This is a genomic window from Burkholderia mycopellens (assembly GCF_964265025.1).
Taxonomy (GTDB): domain Bacteria; phylum Pseudomonadota; class Gammaproteobacteria; order Burkholderiales; family Burkholderiaceae; genus Burkholderia.
Map to the genome: position 1 here is coordinate 2,158,580 of NZ_OZ183803.1, position 14,482 is coordinate 2,173,061.

The 14,482-nt window shown below is 68.8% G+C and carries 15 protein-coding genes; 9 read left to right on the top strand and 6 right to left on the bottom strand.

Annotated features, from left to right (window positions below; translation table 11 throughout):
• Positions 1-112: 112 nt before the first annotated feature.
• Positions 113-436, bottom strand: a complete 324-nt coding sequence (locus tag ACPTTC_RS27915; protein ID WP_423394793.1) for a hypothetical protein — start codon at positions 434-436, stop codon at positions 113-115.
• Between ACPTTC_RS27915 and ACPTTC_RS27920 the strand changes: the two genes are divergently transcribed.
• From ACPTTC_RS27920 to ACPTTC_RS27945, 6 genes are all read left to right on the top strand, one after another.
• Complete coding sequence (locus ACPTTC_RS27920) at positions 435-1,502, top strand: ABC transporter substrate-binding protein (protein WP_226194971.1); 1,068 nt, start codon at positions 435-437, stop codon at positions 1,500-1,502. The two genes, ACPTTC_RS27915 and ACPTTC_RS27920, sit on opposite strands and share 2 nt — an antisense overlap.
• A gap of 15 nt (positions 1,503-1,517) precedes the next feature.
• Positions 1,518-2,360: an ABC transporter permease gene (locus ACPTTC_RS27925; RefSeq protein ID WP_423394794.1), complete on the top strand. Its 843-nt coding sequence runs from the start codon at positions 1,518-1,520 to the stop codon at positions 2,358-2,360.
• A gap of 39 nt (positions 2,361-2,399) precedes the next feature.
• On the top strand, positions 2,400-3,218 hold the full coding sequence (locus tag ACPTTC_RS27930) for an ABC transporter permease (protein ID WP_423394795.1): 819 nt from the start codon (positions 2,400-2,402) through the stop codon (positions 3,216-3,218).
• Positions 3,219-3,255: 37 nt separating this feature from the next.
• The gene (locus tag ACPTTC_RS27935) at positions 3,256-4,101 is read left to right on the top strand and encodes an ABC transporter ATP-binding protein (RefSeq protein WP_423394796.1); all 846 of its coding nucleotides are present in this window, start codon (positions 3,256-3,258) and stop codon (positions 4,099-4,101) included.
• 148 nt (positions 4,102-4,249) lie between these two features.
• Positions 4,250-5,203, top strand: a complete 954-nt coding sequence (locus ACPTTC_RS27940; RefSeq protein WP_175950672.1) for a TauD/TfdA dioxygenase family protein — start codon at positions 4,250-4,252, stop codon at positions 5,201-5,203.
• A 159-nt stretch (positions 5,204-5,362) separates the two neighbouring features.
• Positions 5,363-6,310, top strand: a complete 948-nt coding sequence (locus ACPTTC_RS27945) for a TauD/TfdA dioxygenase family protein (protein ID WP_423394797.1) — start codon at positions 5,363-5,365, stop codon at positions 6,308-6,310.
• Between the two features lie 94 nt (positions 6,311-6,404).
• Here ACPTTC_RS27945 and ACPTTC_RS27950 read toward each other — a convergent pair whose 3' ends face one another.
• On the bottom strand, positions 6,405-8,066 hold the full coding sequence (locus ACPTTC_RS27950) for an ABC transporter substrate-binding protein (RefSeq protein WP_423394798.1): 1,662 nt from the start codon (positions 8,064-8,066) through the stop codon (positions 6,405-6,407).
• Positions 8,067-8,355: 289 nt separating this feature from the next.
• On the opposite strand from ACPTTC_RS27950, the gene ACPTTC_RS27955 reads away from it, so the two are divergent.
• Entirely contained in the window at positions 8,356-8,763 is a 408-nt protein-coding gene (locus ACPTTC_RS27955) for a DUF427 domain-containing protein (protein ID WP_423394799.1), read from the top strand.
• A 301-nt stretch (positions 8,764-9,064) separates the two neighbouring features.
• Positions 9,065-10,057, top strand: coding sequence for a sulfonate ABC transporter substrate-binding protein (locus ACPTTC_RS27960; protein ID WP_423394800.1), 993 nt, complete (start codon positions 9,065-9,067; stop codon positions 10,055-10,057).
• A gap of 39 nt (positions 10,058-10,096) precedes the next feature.
• Here the strand turns inward: ACPTTC_RS27960 and ACPTTC_RS27965 are convergent, their stop codons facing one another.
• Positions 10,097-10,681, bottom strand: coding sequence for a putative glycolipid-binding domain-containing protein (locus ACPTTC_RS27965; RefSeq protein ID WP_423394801.1), 585 nt, complete (start codon positions 10,679-10,681; stop codon positions 10,097-10,099).
• Between the two features lie 174 nt (positions 10,682-10,855).
• On the opposite strand from ACPTTC_RS27965, the gene ACPTTC_RS27970 reads away from it, so the two are divergent.
• Positions 10,856-11,764, top strand: coding sequence for a LysR family transcriptional regulator (locus ACPTTC_RS27970; RefSeq protein WP_423394802.1), 909 nt, complete (start codon positions 10,856-10,858; stop codon positions 11,762-11,764).
• A 281-nt stretch (positions 11,765-12,045) separates the two neighbouring features.
• Here the strand turns inward: ACPTTC_RS27970 and ACPTTC_RS27975 are convergent, their stop codons facing one another.
• The 3 genes from ACPTTC_RS27975 to ACPTTC_RS27985 form a co-directional block, all read right to left on the bottom strand.
• Positions 12,046-13,203 (bottom strand): iron-containing alcohol dehydrogenase, encoded by a 1,158-nt coding sequence (locus tag ACPTTC_RS27975; protein ID WP_423394803.1) that lies wholly within the window; start codon positions 13,201-13,203, stop codon positions 12,046-12,048.
• Positions 13,200-13,535, bottom strand: a complete 336-nt coding sequence (locus tag ACPTTC_RS27980; RefSeq protein WP_423394804.1) for a putative quinol monooxygenase — start codon at positions 13,533-13,535, stop codon at positions 13,200-13,202. The genes ACPTTC_RS27975 and ACPTTC_RS27980 overlap by 4 nt, the downstream gene beginning before the upstream one ends.
• 207 nt (positions 13,536-13,742) lie before the next feature.
• Entirely contained in the window at positions 13,743-14,459 is a 717-nt protein-coding gene (locus tag ACPTTC_RS27985; protein WP_423394805.1) for an SDR family oxidoreductase, read from the bottom strand.
• Positions 14,460-14,482 lie beyond the last annotated feature (23 nt).

Sequence of the window (14,482 nt, forward strand, 5' to 3'; positions counted from 1 at the left end):
AACCGTTTCCATTCGATTTACCGACATGCCGGGGCGCTTCACATGCGCCCGTCTGGCCGCGCCAGATTGACCGTCCCGGCACACATGACGGGCTCACATCACATTTCCACGATTACCCGACCCCGTTTTCACGCCCCGATTCGACGAGCGATCTCCACGCGAATCCGTGCTCGTCTTCACCGCGATTTTTCAATTGGAAATTTCCTGATTCGGCTTTCGTTATCAATCGACTTGATTTGAATTCAGAATGAATTTCAGATGCATGTGAATGGAATTCACGTTCATATGGAACGAAACGCCCGGCGCGGCAACCCGCCAGGCGGCGATAAGCATAGTTCAAATCGTTTCTTGTCCGGCCCCGGCCCGTCATCGAGAATGCGCCGACGGGCTGAGGCCCGGACTCGCTCCCCCCAACGTTCCGGATCCATCGATTCATGCTTCCACTGCGCCTGCTTCGATCGCTGCTGATCGCGTCCCTCATCGCGTTGCCGGCCGCCGCCGCGCACGCCGACAAGCCCGCCACCATCCGCATCGGTGTCGCCCAGCAAGGCGCCGGCGATCCGCCGACGTTCGGCGGATCGAGCGCCGCCACCGCGCAGCTGCAGCAACTGGTCGAAAAGGAGTTCGCGGCCGACGGCATCAAGGTGCAGTGGTTGTTCTTCAAGGGCGCCGGGCCGGCCGTCAACGAGGCGATCGCGAACAAGGCGCTCGACTTCGCGTACCAGGGCGACCTGCCCGCCGTGCTCGCGCGTGCGAACGGGATCAAGACGCGCCTGCTGCTCGCCGCGAGCGTGCGTTCGGGCGTGAAGATCGCGGTGCCGCCCGACTCCACCATCCGCTCGATCAAGGACCTGAAGGACCGCCGCGTGTCGATCTTCCGCGGCACGAACCTGCAGCTCGTCGCCGACAATGCGCTCGCGAAAAACGGCCTCACCGAACGCGACCTGCGCGTGATCAATCTCGACTCCGCGAGCTCGCTCGCCGCACTCGCGTCGAAAGGCATCGATGCGTCGGTGGGCGATTACCAGCTGTACAAGCTGCGCGACGCGGGGCTCGCGAAGATCATCTACGAATCGCAGAATGACGGCCCGCAGTTCACGCGCCAGACCCACCTGCTCGTGCTCGACGATTTCGAGCGCGCGCATCCGGACATCGTGCAGCGCGTCGTCAACGCGCTCGTGAAGGGCGCGCAATGGTCGTCCGACGAAGCGAACCGCGATGCGCTGTTCAAGCTGTGGGCGAAGAGCGGCGTGCCCGTTTCGTCGTGGCAGGCCGACTATGCGAACCAGCGGCTGAAAGATCGCCTGTCACCGCTGATCGACCCGTTCGTCGTCGCGCGCTACAAGTCCGTCGCGCAGGATGCGCTGGCGCTGAAGCTGATCCGCCAGCCGGTCGACGTCGATGGCTGGTTCGAGCCGAAGTATCTCGACAATGCGCTGCGCACGCTGAAGCTCGAACGCTACTGGCAACGCTACGACGCGGCCGGCAAGCCCCTTTCCTGACCCGGACCCGCCCCGATGAGCGACACCGCGGTTTCCATCCCGTCATCCGAGCGCCACGCGCTGGCCGCGCCGCCGCACCGTGCGGCGGCCGTGCAACGGTGGTCGTGGCGGCTCGCGCCGTGGCTGCTGCCTGCGCTGCTGTTCGCGCTGTGGAGCGTCGGCAGCGCGCGCGGCTGGATCGCGCCGCAGATCCTGCCGCCGCCCGAACGCGTGTTCGACGCGCTCGAGGAGCTCGCCACGAGCGGCGATCTCGTGCGCCACACGCTGATCAGCCTGCAGCGCGTGCTGGTCGGGTTCGCCGCCGGCACGCTGCTCGGCTTCGCGACCGGCGTCGCGCTCGGCCTGTCGCGCACGCTGGAAGCGTACGTACTGCCGAGCTTCAACGCGCTGGTGCAGATTCCGGTGCTCGGCTGGCTACCGTTCCTGCTGCTGCTCGTCGGCGTCGGCGAACCGCTCAAGTACCTGCTGATCGCGCATGCGGCGCTCGTGCCCGTCACGCTGAGCACGTTGCAAGGGTTTCGCCAGACACCGCCCGCGCTCGACGAAGTCGCGCGCGTATTCGGTTACACGCACCGGCAACGCATCGTGCACGTCGTGCTGCCCGCCGCGATCCCGACGCTCGCGACCGGCGTGCGGCTCGCGTTCACGAAGTCGTGGCTCGCGCTCGTCGTCGTCGAGCTCGTCGCATCGTCCGAAGGGCTCGGCTACCTGATCGTGTACGGGCGGCAACTGTTCCAGCTCGATCTCGTGATGGCGGCCGTGATCGTCGTCGGGGCGGTCGGCCTGCTGATCAACCGGCTGCTCGACGCACTCGAAGCGCGCCTGCGCCGCGGCGTGCCGTCCGCGTTCCGCGGCTGAACCGCCCGCCCTGCCCGCGTAACCGAAGGAGATCCCCCCGTGACGCACCCCGCCTCGCCCGACGCTGCATCGCCGCCCGCCCCGGCCGCCCGCCGCCTGCACGCGCCCGACTGGCGCGGCTTCGTGCTGCCGCTCGCCGCATTCGCGCTGTGGTGGGCGATCGCTTCCGCGCACCTCGTGAACAGCGGGCTGCTCGTCGGCCCGGCCGACGTATTGCGCACCGCATGGGCGCAAGCCGCGAGCGGCGCACTCGGCCGCGCGCTGTCCGCATCGCTCGCGCGTGAAGCGTGCGGTTTCGCGCTCGGCGCGACGGGCGGGCTCCTGCTCGGCGCTGCGCTCGGGCTGTCGCGCGTCGCCGCGCGAATGATCGGCCCGAGCTTCGACACGTTCAAGCAGGTCTCGCTGTTCGCGTGGATTCCGCTGATTTCGGTGTGGTTCGGACTCGGCGACGTCGCCAAGGTCGTGTTCCTGTCGCTCGCCGCGCTGCTGCCCGTTGCCGCGCACACCTGCGACGGCATTCATGCGGTGCCGCGCGCGTATGTCGACGTTGCCCGCGCGCTGCGCTACTCGCGGCGCCAGCTCGTGCGCTACGTGATCCTGCCGGCCGCGCTGCCGTCGATCTTCACCGGACTGTATCTCGGCCTGATCTACTCGTGGCTCGCGACGCTCGGCGCCGAATACCTGCTGGTCGCCGGCAGCGGGATCGGCAACACGCTGATCGACGGCAGCGAACAATTCCGGATGGATCTCGTGCTGTTCGGGATCATCGTCGTCGGCGTGACCGGCTGGGCACTGAACGCGATCGCGCGTGCGATCGAACGCAAGGTGCTGGCCCGGCGCGGCGACCTGCCGCGCTGATCGCCCTTTCCTTCCCCGCCCCCTTCCTCGCACCGCCATGACGACCCTCGCCTCCGATTCGCTCGACATCCTCCACGTGAGCAAGCACTACGCGCAACGCGGCGCCGCACTCGCCGTACTCGACGACGTGTCGCTGCACGTGCGCGCCGGGGAATTCGTCACGATCGTCGGCGCGAGCGGCTGCGGCAAGTCGACGCTGCTGCGGCTGATCGCCGGGCTCGACGCCGACTACACGGGCGAGATCCGGGCCGGCGCCGAACGCGTGCGCGACACGTCGCTGCAGCGCGGCATCGTGTTCCAGGATCACCGACTGTTCCCGTGGCTGACCGTCGCGCAGAACATCGCGGCCGCGCTGCGCAACGCCCCGCTCGACGCGGCCGCGAAGCGGCGCGCGGTCGCCGATCACATCGCGCTCGTCGGGCTGAACGGTTTCGAGCACGCGTATCCGAACCAGCTGTCGGGCGGGATGGCGCAGCGCGTCGCGATCGCGCGCGGCCTCGTGAACCGCCCGCGCGTGCTGCTGCTCGACGAGCCGTTCGGCGCGCTCGACGCGCAAACACGCGCGCGGATGCAGAACGAGCTGCTGCGCATCTGGGAACAGGAGCGGATCACAATGATCCTCGTCACGCACGACGTCGACGAAGCCGTGTATCTCGGCGACCGCGTCGTGACGATGGCGCCACGCCCGGGCCGCATCGAACGCATCGTCGACGTCGCGTTGCCACGCCCGCGCCGGCGCGATTCGCCGGCATTCGCGCGGCTGCGCGACACCGTGCTCGCGGATTTCGACGAGCGCGAACCGCCGGGTGACGATCGCGCGGGCGGCAAGCGTATCGACGCGCCGCGCCCGCACCGGATCGGCGAATGGCGGATGGCGTGGTAGCACGCGTGACGCGCCGGATTGCTCAGCACGACGACGCATATCGATCATCGCTGCGCACACGCTAAGGTTGTGACGATTCATCGGTTCCGATTACGCACGGTCCCTGCTTGAATGGGAACTCGACCGACCCGACTCCAGGAGACTCCCGATGTCCGAAGTCCAGCACGCCGCTCACCCGTCCTCGCATGCTTCGCACGCCGCGCCGCGCACGGCCGCCGCCCCGCTCCAGCTTCGCCAGGTCGCCGGCCGGATCGGCGCCGAGATCGCCGGCGTGCGGCTGTCGGGCACGCTCGACGACGCGACGTTCGACGCGATCCAGGCCGCACTGCTGCGCCACAAGGTGCTGTTCTTCCGTGGCCAGCACCATCTCGACGACACCGCACAGGAAGCGTTCGCACGCCGCTTCGGCCATACCGTCGCGCACCCGACCGTGCCGTCCGTCGACGGCAGCGCGCACCTGCTCGAACTCGATTCCGCGCACGGCGCCCGCGCCAATTCGTGGCATACCGACGTGACCTTCGTCGATGCGTACCCGAAAATCTCGATCCTGCGCGCCGTCGTGATTCCGCCGTTCGGCGGCGATACCGTGTGGGCCAACACGGCCGCCGCCTACGCGCACCTTCCCGACCCGCTGCGCGCGCTCGCCGACACGCTGTGGGCGCTGCATACCAACGCGTACGACTACGCGTCGACGCACGTGCATGCCGACGATACGCAATTGAAGCGCTACCGCGAAGTGTTTACGTCGACCGTCTACGAAACCGAGCACCCGGTCGTGCGCGTCCATCCGGAAACCGGCGAACGCACGCTCGTGCTCGGGCATTTCGTGCAGCGACTCAAGGGCCTGTCGGCGCAGGATTCCGCGCACCTGCTGCAGGTGTTCCACGAACACGTGACGCGTCTCGAGAACACCGTGCGCTGGAACTGGCAGGAAGGCGACGTCGCGATCTGGGACAACCGCGCGACGCAGCACTACGCGATCAACGACTACGGCGATGCGCGCCGCGTCGTGCGCCGCGCGACCGTGCATGGCGACGTGCCGGTCGGCATCGACGGCCGCCGGAGCGTCGTGCTGAAGGGGCCGGGCGCGACGCTGCAATAACGCCCGCGTCTCGCGGCGGTGCCGTTCCATGCGCGCCGTCGCGTGTTCCCCGCCATTCGCCACCGGACACACCACGATGAACCTCCCGCCACCGGACCGACGCTTGCACCCGCAACGATGTCGGCCATCCGCCCCGTTCACTTCCGCCAGGAGCGTCGCATGAGCGCCCTACTCGAACCCGCCGCCCAGCCGGTCGACGTGATCCCGCTGTCCGCCCATATCGGTGCGGAAATACGCGGCGTCGACCTCACGCAACCGTTGACCACGCCGCAGATCTCGGCGATCCGCGCCGCGCTGCTGAAATGGCGCGTCATCTTCTTCCGCGAGCAATTCCTCACGCACGAGCAGCACGTCGCGTTCTCCGCGCAGTTCGGCGAGCCGACGGTCGGCCATCCGGTGTTCGGGCACGTCGACGGACACCCCGCCGTCTACTCGATCGCGAAGCACCGCAAGGCGACGCGCTTCGAAGGCGAACCGGTGCGCCGGCCGTGGACCGGCTGGCACACCGACGTGACGGCCGCCGTGAACCCGCCGTGGGCGTCGATCCTGCGCGGCGTGACGATCCCGCCGTACGGCGGCGACACGCACTGGACGAACCTCGTGCGGGCGTACGAAACGCTGTCCGCGCCGCTGCGCGGCTTCGTCGACGGGCTGCGCGGCATTCATCGCTTCACGCCGCCGGCCGGCGCGCGCGCCACCGACGCGTTCGACGAGGCGGTCGAGCGCCGTCCGCTCGTGACCGAGCATCCGCTCGTGCGCGTGCATCCGGAGACCGGTGAACGCGCGCTGTACGTGAGCCCGAGCTTCCTGAAATCGGTCGTCGGGCTGACGCCGCGCGAGAGCCAGGCACTGCTCGAGCTGCTGTGGGAACACGTGACGCGGCCGGAATTCACGATCCGCTTCAAGTGGGAACCGCGCAGCATCGCGTTCTGGGACAACCGCGCGACCGCCCACCTCGCGCCTGCCGACATCTTCGATCTCGACTTCGATCGCCAGCTCTATCGCACGACGCTCACCGGCGACGTGCCGGTCGGCCCCGACGGCCGGCCGTCGGTCGCGCTCGAAGGCTCGCCGGTCGAAGCCGCGGCGGCGGTCGCGCTCAACTGAACCGGCTTGACGGCGGCCGGCGCGCACCGCATCGCGCCGGCCGTTCCCGCCGTCACACCCCGCGGACGAAAGCACCGTCCGCGCGGCTCTCCCGTCAATCCAGCCAGACGCCGTCGAAGCGGTGCCCACCCAGCGGCGAGAACGTCAGCCCGTGTACGCGCTTGGACACGGGCAGCGACACGATCGACGTCGCGATCGGCGTGAACGGCACCTGGTCCTTGAACACGACCTGCGCCTGTTCGTACAGCGCCGTGCGTTTCGCGACGTCCGCATTGGCGCGCGCCGCATCCACCAGCTTCTCGAAATCCTGGTTGCACCACTTCGCGAGATTGCTGCCGTGCACCGCGTCGCAGCCGAGCAGCGTCCCGAGCCAGTTGTCGGGGTCTCCGTTGTCGCCCGACCAGCCGTACAGGATCGCGTCGTGCTGGCCGTCGTGCTTCGCGCGGCGGTTGTACTCGCCCCATTCGTAGCTGACGATCTTCGCGCGCACGCCGATCTTCGCCCAGTCCTGCTGGATCAGCTGCGCCATCAGCTGCGCATTCGGGTTGTACGGCCGCTGCACGGGCATCGCCCACAGCGTCAGGTCGAAGCCGTTCGGGAACCCGGCCTGCGCAAGCAGCGCCTTCGCGGCCGCCGGATCGCGCGGCGCATCCTTCAGGCGCGGGTTGTACGACCATTGCGCGGGCGGCATCGGGTTCGTCGCGATCTTCGCGTCGCCGTTGAACACGGTCTTCACGATCGCCGCCTTGTCGATCGCGATGTCGAGCGCACGCCGCACGTCGACGCGATCGAGCGGCGCATGCTGCGTGTTGTACGCGACGAAGCCGACGTTGAAGCCCATTCCCGAGAACAACGTCAGTTTCGGGTCGCGCCGCACCGTGTCGAGATCGGCCGGCCGCGGGAATGCCGATACCTGGCACTCGCCGGCCACCAGCTTCTGCAGGCGCGCGGCCGGATCGGGCGTGATCGCGAACACGAGGCGCGCGAGCTTCACGTCATCCGGCTTCCAGTAGTCGGGATTCGCGTCGTAGCGGATCAGCGCATCCTTCTGGTACATGCGCAGCAGGAACGGCCCGGTACCGACCGGAAACTGGTTGATGTCGGCCTCACGGTGGCGCGCCGCGAGCTGCGACGCATACTCGGCCGACAGGATCGACGCGAACGCCATCGCGAGATTGCGCACGAACACGACGTCGGGCGTCTTGAGCACGAAGCGCACCGTGTCGTCGTCGACCTTGTCGATGCGCTCGACATTGCGGTCGAAGCCGAGGTCGCTGAAATACGGGAAGCTGACCGGGTAGGCCTTGCGGAACGGATCGTCGGGATCGAGCATCCGGCGGAACGTGAAAACGACGTCGTCGGCCTGGAACGGCCGCGTCGGCTTGAACCACGCGGTGCTCTGGAATTTCACGCCGCGCCGCAAGTGGAACGTGATCGTGCGCTGGTCGGGCGACACGTCCCAGCTCGTCGCGAGCGCGGGTTCGAGATCGAGCGTGCCGCGCTTGAACTGCACGAGCCCGTTGTAGACCGGGTAGGTGCTCGCGTCGAAATCGGTACTCGTCGTGTGCTGGCCCGGATCGAAGCCGGCAGGGCTGCCTTCGGTGCAGTACACGAGCGTCTTGCCGGCCGGCGCGGCGAGCGCCTGCGTGGCCGCGCCGGCAAGCAGCAGCGACGCCGCAATGCAGCGCAGGGCCGTCGCGGCAGGAAATGCGCCACGCGCACGACGCGCGGCTGACGAAACGAAAGCGTTCTTCATGGTGACGGAGACAGCAGAGGGCTGTCATGCAAATGACGACGGCCGATCTTCGCGCGCCGCCCGCCGATCGCTTACCAATTAATTTCGCGTTGCTTATCGTCGTGGATGCGTCCCGCTGCCCGCGCATGAAAACGTCCACGCGAGCGCCGGGCGGCCGTCCCGCGTCGCCGTCTTCCGGCCCCCTGCAGACTCGCCCGAAATGGCGCATCGTATCGGCTGGCCAACGTCGGCACGGACGCGCCGGGATCCGCCCGGCAGCGCCGCGCCGCCGATTCCAGGAGGACCCACGATGCCTGTCAGCTCCGATACGTCCGCTCGCCCGGTGAAGACGCCGGGCCCCGATCATCCGATCACGGTCGAACCGCACCCGCGGCGCGTCGTGGTCAAGGCGGCCGGCAAGGTCGTCGCGGATACGTGCCGCGCGCTGGCGCTGCGCGAAGCCGCTTACCCGGCCGTGTTCTACATCCCGCGCGAGGACGCCGACCTGACGCTGCTGCAACGCACCGATCACGCGACGTACTGCCCGTACAAGGGCGACGCCGCCTACTACTCGATTCCGGCCGGCGGCGAGCGCGCGGTCAATGCCGTCTGGACCTACGAGGCGCCCTATCCGGCCGTCGATGCGATCCGCGGGCATCTCGCGTTCTATCCGGATCGCGTCGATTCGATCGAGGAAAGCCCGGCCGGCTCCGATTGAGGGTCGCGTCAGCCGTTTATCGAGCGTCGGCGCGGCCGCGCGTGCAATCCGGCGATTTCGCCGGCGCGGCCCGCCGTGCCGACGGCGCTCGCTTGTGCGAATCACCGGTTCGAACATCGTCAACGCGCCGCCGCTGATTTGCATATGCGCATTCGTTGGTTGGCCGCCGGCGCACACGGACGTATCGTCACGAGTCCGGCGCGGGCCGGCCCGTGGCGTGCAGCGCCCGCACCCGGCCCCGCCCTGCGCCAACCGCGCGCCGTTCGCGCGCGGCCCGCTCCCTCGCACGCAGGACGCCTCGATGAACGACACACCGCACGCAGACGTTGAACCGACACCGGCGAACCCGCATCGCCGCCAGTGGCTGCAAGGCGCGGCCGCCGGGCTGGCCGGGCTCGCGCTCGGCCCGCTCGCGGGCCTGCCCGCGCACGCGCAAGACAGCGGCACGCGGCTGCGCATCGGTTTCCAGAAATACGGCAACTTCGTCGTACTCAAGGCGCGCGGCACGCTGGAGAAGCGGCTCGCGAGCCAGGGCGTCACCGTGCAGTGGCTTGAATTCCCGGCCGGCCCGCAATTGCTCGAGGGCCTGAACGCCGGCGCGATCGACGTCGGCACGGTCGGCGAGACGCCGCCGATCTTCGCGCAGGCGGGCGGCGTCGATTTCGTCTATATCGGCAACGAGCCTCCCGCGCCGCAGGGCGAGGCGATCGTCGTGCTGCCCGATTCGCCGATCCGCACCGTCGCGCAGCTGCGCGGCAAGAAGGTCGCGTTCAACAAGGGTTCGAACGTCCACTTCCTGCTCGTGAAGGCGCTCGAACGCGCGGGCCTGACGTATGCCGACATCCAGCCGATCTACCTGACGCCCGCCGACGCCCGCGCCGCGTTCGTGCAGCGCAGCGTCGATGCGTGGGTGATCTGGGATCCGTACCTGGCCGCCGCCGAGCGGCAGATCGGCGCACGCGTGATCGCGAGCGGCGAAGGGCTCGTGCGCAATACGCAGTACTACCTCGCCGCGCGCAAATACGCGGCCGCTCACCCGCAGGTGCTGCGCGCGCTGCTCGACGAAGTCGACGCGGTCGATCGCTGGGCGCGCGACCACGTGCCGGAAGTCGCCGCGCAACTGTCGCCGCTCGTCGGCCTCGACGCGCCGACGCTCGAAGTCGCGCTCAAGCGCGCCGGCTACGGCGTGCAGCCGATCGGCGACGCGACGCTCGCCTATCAGCAGACCATCGCCGATACCTTCAGCGTGCTGAAACTGATTCCGGGCAAGCTGTCGGTCGCGAGCGCACGCTGACGCGCCGCCGCTACCGGCACACGGCGCGGTACGCGTGCATCAGCATGCGGGCGTCGCGCCGATGCGCCGCCATTCGTCGTAGTCGGTGACGAGGCCCGCTGCGTCGACCGCGACATCAGCCGCATACGTGTCGCTTTCGTAGCGATACACGCGCTCCGCGGTACGCGTATAGCGCTGCTCGCCGCGCACGAACGCGAAATCCGGAAAGCGCAGCCACGCGGTACGAATCACGGCCGACTCGCCGACGGCCAGCCCGAGCCGTCGGATCGGCAGCGTATTCGTCGACGGGCTGAAACCGAGATCGACGTCGGTCGCGCCCGCGAGCGCCGGTACGTCGACGCCATCGATCGTCCATCGCCCCGCGTCGCACGCGATATCCCACTGCCGCGGCGGCTGCGTGCCGCCCCACTGCGTGATGCGTGCCGAGCGCGTGAGCCAGTCGGCGCCGCATGCGATCGCATAGTCGATGCGAAACGGCGAGCCGTCGATCGCGCCCGACACCGAACCCGACAGGTCGATTCCCGTTCGCGACTCGACGAGCCTGCACCATTCGGCCGCCTGCCACGTCCGCACGGTCTGCCATGCGACGCAGCGCGTGCGCACCACGTCATCCTGTTGCGTCATGTCTTCGTCTCCAGTCGTTCGCACGGAAGCGCATTGTCACGCATCGCGCCGACGAACACACGCGGCTTCGGCAACCGATGGTCAGTATCGGTTCGCCGCGCACCTTCGGGCGGCCCCGCTTTGATACCATCCGTCGATCGGCATCAACCGGAACCGGACAAGGGGCGCGACTTCATGGATTTGCTGGCGACGATGCGCATCTACGTCAGGGTGGTCGAGCGCGGCACGATGTCCGGCGCGGCGCGGGATCTCGACATGGGCCAGCCGGCCGTCAGCGAACGCATCGAGCGACTCGAGAAGCATCTCGGCACACGGCTCCTATTGCGCAGCGCACGCACCCTTGCATGCACGGAAGAAGGCCGGATCTTTTACGAACGCAGCAAGGCGCTGCTCGAAGCGGCCGACGACGCGGTCGCGTCGGTGTCGAAGACGGAAAACGCGCTCGACGGCACGATCCGGCTCGCGGCGCCGCAATGCGTCGGCGAGGTCGTACTGCCGGGCGTGCTGATGCATGTCCGCACCGCGTATCCGAATCTGCACATCGATCTGGTCCTGAACGACGACCTCGTCGATCCGGTCACCGAAGGCGTCGACATCTCGATCCGCGTCGGACAGCTCGGCGACGGCGGGTTCGTCGCGCATCCGGTCGGCGCGGTCGGCCGCCGGCTCGTCGCCGCGCCGTCGTATCTCGAGCGGCATGGCCCGATCGACACGGCGGCCGATCTCGCGAACCATCCGTTCATCCGCGTGAAAGGCGTCTTCGCCAGCGAACGGTTGCCGCTGCAGCGCGACGGCGGCTCGCTCGAATACGCGCGCATCCGCACGATCATCACGACGAGCCACTGGCGCCCGATGTTCGACACGATCATGGCCGGCGGCGGCATCGGCGTGGTCCAGCAGCCGGCCTGCGCCGAGGCGCTCGCGGCCGGCAGGCTCGTCGAGCTCCTGCCGCGGTACGTGATTCCCGACTTCGCGCTCAACGTGCTCGTGCATGCGCAGCGGCCGCTGCCGCCGCGCGTGCGGGCCGTTGTCGACCTGCTGAAGCAGGACCTCCCGCCGCTGCTGGCCCGCCCTGCCCGATAACGGCGGCGACCGCTGCCCCGTCACGCCTGCGGCGACTTCCCCGGCGCCTTCGCATGGGCGCCGACTTCCATCCGGCAGAAGCGCGCGCTGGCGAAGCCGAACAGCGTCCAGCCCAGGCACACGCACAGGCTGCCGAGCATGTCACGCCGTGGGCCGGATGCGGGCGCGTGGCCGTTGCGCTCGGGTGCGCATGCATCGCGACGCGGCCCGCGCGACCGGCTGCGAGCGCATCGTGAATGCGTGAATGCGTGACGGGCGGCACGACGCGCACGCCCACCGCATCACCACGCCTGCCGGTAGATCTCCAGCGCGTCGGCCTCCGTCACCTCGCGCGGATTGTTCACGAGCAGGCGCGTCTGCAGCATCGCATCCGACGCCATCCTCGGCAGGTCACCTTCTCCGATGCCGACCTCGCGCAGCGTGCGCGGGATGCCCGTCGCGACGATCAGCCGGTCGATCTCGGCGATCAGCGCGTGCGTGCGCGCTTCATCGCTGCCCGTCGCCGACGGCGCGACGATCGCCGCGAGTTCCGCATACAGCGGCGCGGCGGCCGGCGCGTTGAAACGCAGCACGTGCGGCAGCACGAGCGCATTCGACAGCCCGTGCGGCACATGGAAGATTCCGCCGACCGGATAGGCCAGCGCATGCACGGCCGCGACCGGCGCATTCGCGAACGCCTGCCCCGCGAACATCGCGCCGACCAGCATCGCTTCACGCGCGTGGCGGTCGTGGCCGTCGTCGCACGCCACGAGCAGGTTGCGCGACAGCAGCGTCAGCGCGTGCACGGCCAGCATGTCGGATACCGGGTTCTTGAGCCGCGCGGACGTGTAGGCTTCGATCGCATGCACCATCGCATCGATGCCCGTCGCGGCCGTCGCCGCACGCGGCAGGCCGAGCGTCAATTCGGCGTCGAGGATCGCGAGATCCGCGAACAGGTGCGGCGACACGACGCCCATCTTGCGCGCCTCGCCGACCGTGACGATCGACACGGCCGTCACCTCGGAGCCGGTGCCGGCCGTCGTCGGCATCTGCACGAGCGGCAGTCGCGCGCTCGTGACCTGGTCGACGCCGTACATGTCGGCCAGCGCCTGCCGCCCCGGCGCGAGCACCGCGATCAGCTTCGCGACGTCCATCGACGATCCGCCGCCCAGGCCGAGCACGATCTCGGCATCGGCCGCGACGGCCCGTTCGGTCGCGTCCAGCACCACGTGCTCGGGCGGATCGGCGATCACGTCGTCGATCACGGTGACCTGCCAGCCGTGCGCGGCGAGGCTCTCCAGCGCGGGCGCGAGCACGCCGCTGCGATGCAGGAACGCGTCGGTGACGACACACAGCCGCACGAGCGCCGGAAAGCGCTCGCGCAACAACGCGCCGAGCCGGCGCGCGGCGCCGAATTCGACGACCTGCGTCGCAACGGTACGGAATTGAAACGGGTTCATCGGGTGCCTCCCGGTGGCGTCGCCGTGCCGGTGTCCGGCTGCACCATGTAGTGCGACACTTCGCGGCGATCGAGCAACGGAATGATCTCGCCGAACCCGATCCGCTGGAAATGCGGCGTTTCCCGATGCACGTCGAGGCCATCCGCGTCGCGATAGCGTTCGAGGATCACGACGTGGTCGGGGTCCTCCGGCGACCGGAAATAGGCGTAGTCGAGATTCTTCGGCTCGGCGCGCGTCGCCAGCGCGAGCTCCGCGAGCAATTCGATCACGCGATCGCCGTTGCCGGGTTTGGCGTGGAAATGCGCGATGACCTGCAGGTAAGGTTCGTTCATGTTGCGCTCCGGGTTCGACTGGGGGCCGTCGCGACGGGGACGCATGCGATGTGCGGCGAACCGGAAGGATTCGAACGCGACGGCGCAACGCCGTGTCACGGGCGGGTCGTCGCATTGTATTGAATCGGCGGGACCTTCGCAGCGGCACTACCGTGCAACGAAAAACACGGCGGATCGCAATAGGCCTCTACTCGCGCGACGCGCCGACTACCACGGCACCGTCCTCCCCAGATAGTCGAGATATTCGAGCCCCGGGCGCGCACGCTTTGCGATCAACACGTCGACGAGACTCGGCACGCTTTCCTCGATCGTCAGGCGCGCATCCGGCCCACCCAGTTCCGTGCGGACCCAGCCGGGCGCCATCAGCACCATCGCACGCCGCGTATCGGCCTGACGCGCCGCGAAGCTGCGCATGAACTGGTTCAGCGCGGCCTTGCTGCCACGATAGACCTCGCGCATCCCGCTGACGTTGTTCGCGACGCTGCCCTGCCCCGATGACATCGCACCGATCAGGCCGTCCGCGGTCACGAGATCCTGCAGCGTCTCGATCACGCGCATCGGCGCCAGCGCATTCGTGATCATCACGCGCACGAACTCGTCGGTCGTCACTTCGCCGATCGTTTCGGTGGGCTCGTTCGTGGTTCCCGCATTCACGAACAGCATGTCGAAGCGCCGGCCCGACAGCCGCTCGCGCAGCGCAGCCAGTTGCACCGGCTCGCAGATGTCGAGCGTCTCGATCTCGAGCCGGCCGTCGAACCGGTCGGCGAGGTCGTGCAGCTTGGTGCGCCCCGATCCTGCGCGCACGGTGCCCGTCACGCGCCAGCCTTTGTCGAGGAACGCCTCCGCCATCGCGAGCCCGAGGCCGCGCGAGGCCGCGACGAGCAGGATCGCGGGCGCGTTCCCGTCAGATACAGTTGATTGCATGGTTTCCGCCTTTGCCTGGTTTC

Bases quoted from the DNA above. Each gene is read 5' to 3' on its own strand.
- ACPTTC_RS27920 (WP_226194971.1), top strand. From the start codon at position 435: ATGCTTCCACTGCGCCTGCTTCGATCGCTGCTGATCGCGTCCCTCATC.
- ACPTTC_RS27915 (WP_423394793.1), bottom strand. From the start codon at position 436: ATGAATCGATGGATCCGGAACGTTGGGGGGAGCGAGTCCGGGCCTCAG.
- ACPTTC_RS27925 (WP_423394794.1), top strand. From the start codon at position 1,518: ATGAGCGACACCGCGGTTTCCATCCCGTCATCCGAGCGCCACGCGCTG.
- ACPTTC_RS27935 (WP_423394796.1), top strand. From the start codon at position 3,256: ATGACGACCCTCGCCTCCGATTCGCTCGACATCCTCCACGTGAGCAAG.
- ACPTTC_RS27940 (WP_175950672.1), top strand. From the start codon at position 4,250: ATGTCCGAAGTCCAGCACGCCGCTCACCCGTCCTCGCATGCTTCGCAC.
- ACPTTC_RS27945 (WP_423394797.1), top strand. From the start codon at position 5,363: ATGAGCGCCCTACTCGAACCCGCCGCCCAGCCGGTCGACGTGATCCCG.
- ACPTTC_RS27950 (WP_423394798.1), bottom strand. From the start codon at position 8,066: ATGAAGAACGCTTTCGTTTCGTCAGCCGCGCGTCGTGCGCGTGGCGCA.
- ACPTTC_RS27955 (WP_423394799.1), top strand. From the start codon at position 8,356: ATGCCTGTCAGCTCCGATACGTCCGCTCGCCCGGTGAAGACGCCGGGC.
- ACPTTC_RS27960 (WP_423394800.1), top strand. From the start codon at position 9,065: ATGAACGACACACCGCACGCAGACGTTGAACCGACACCGGCGAACCCG.
- ACPTTC_RS27965 (WP_423394801.1), bottom strand. From the start codon at position 10,681: ATGACGCAACAGGATGACGTGGTGCGCACGCGCTGCGTCGCATGGCAG.
- ACPTTC_RS27970 (WP_423394802.1), top strand. From the start codon at position 10,856: ATGGATTTGCTGGCGACGATGCGCATCTACGTCAGGGTGGTCGAGCGC.
- ACPTTC_RS27975 (WP_423394803.1), bottom strand. From the start codon at position 13,203: ATGAACCCGTTTCAATTCCGTACCGTTGCGACGCAGGTCGTCGAATTC.
- ACPTTC_RS27980 (WP_423394804.1), bottom strand. From the start codon at position 13,535: ATGAACGAACCTTACCTGCAGGTCATCGCGCATTTCCACGCCAAACCC.
- ACPTTC_RS27985 (WP_423394805.1), bottom strand. From the start codon at position 14,459: ATGCAATCAACTGTATCTGACGGGAACGCGCCCGCGATCCTGCTCGTC.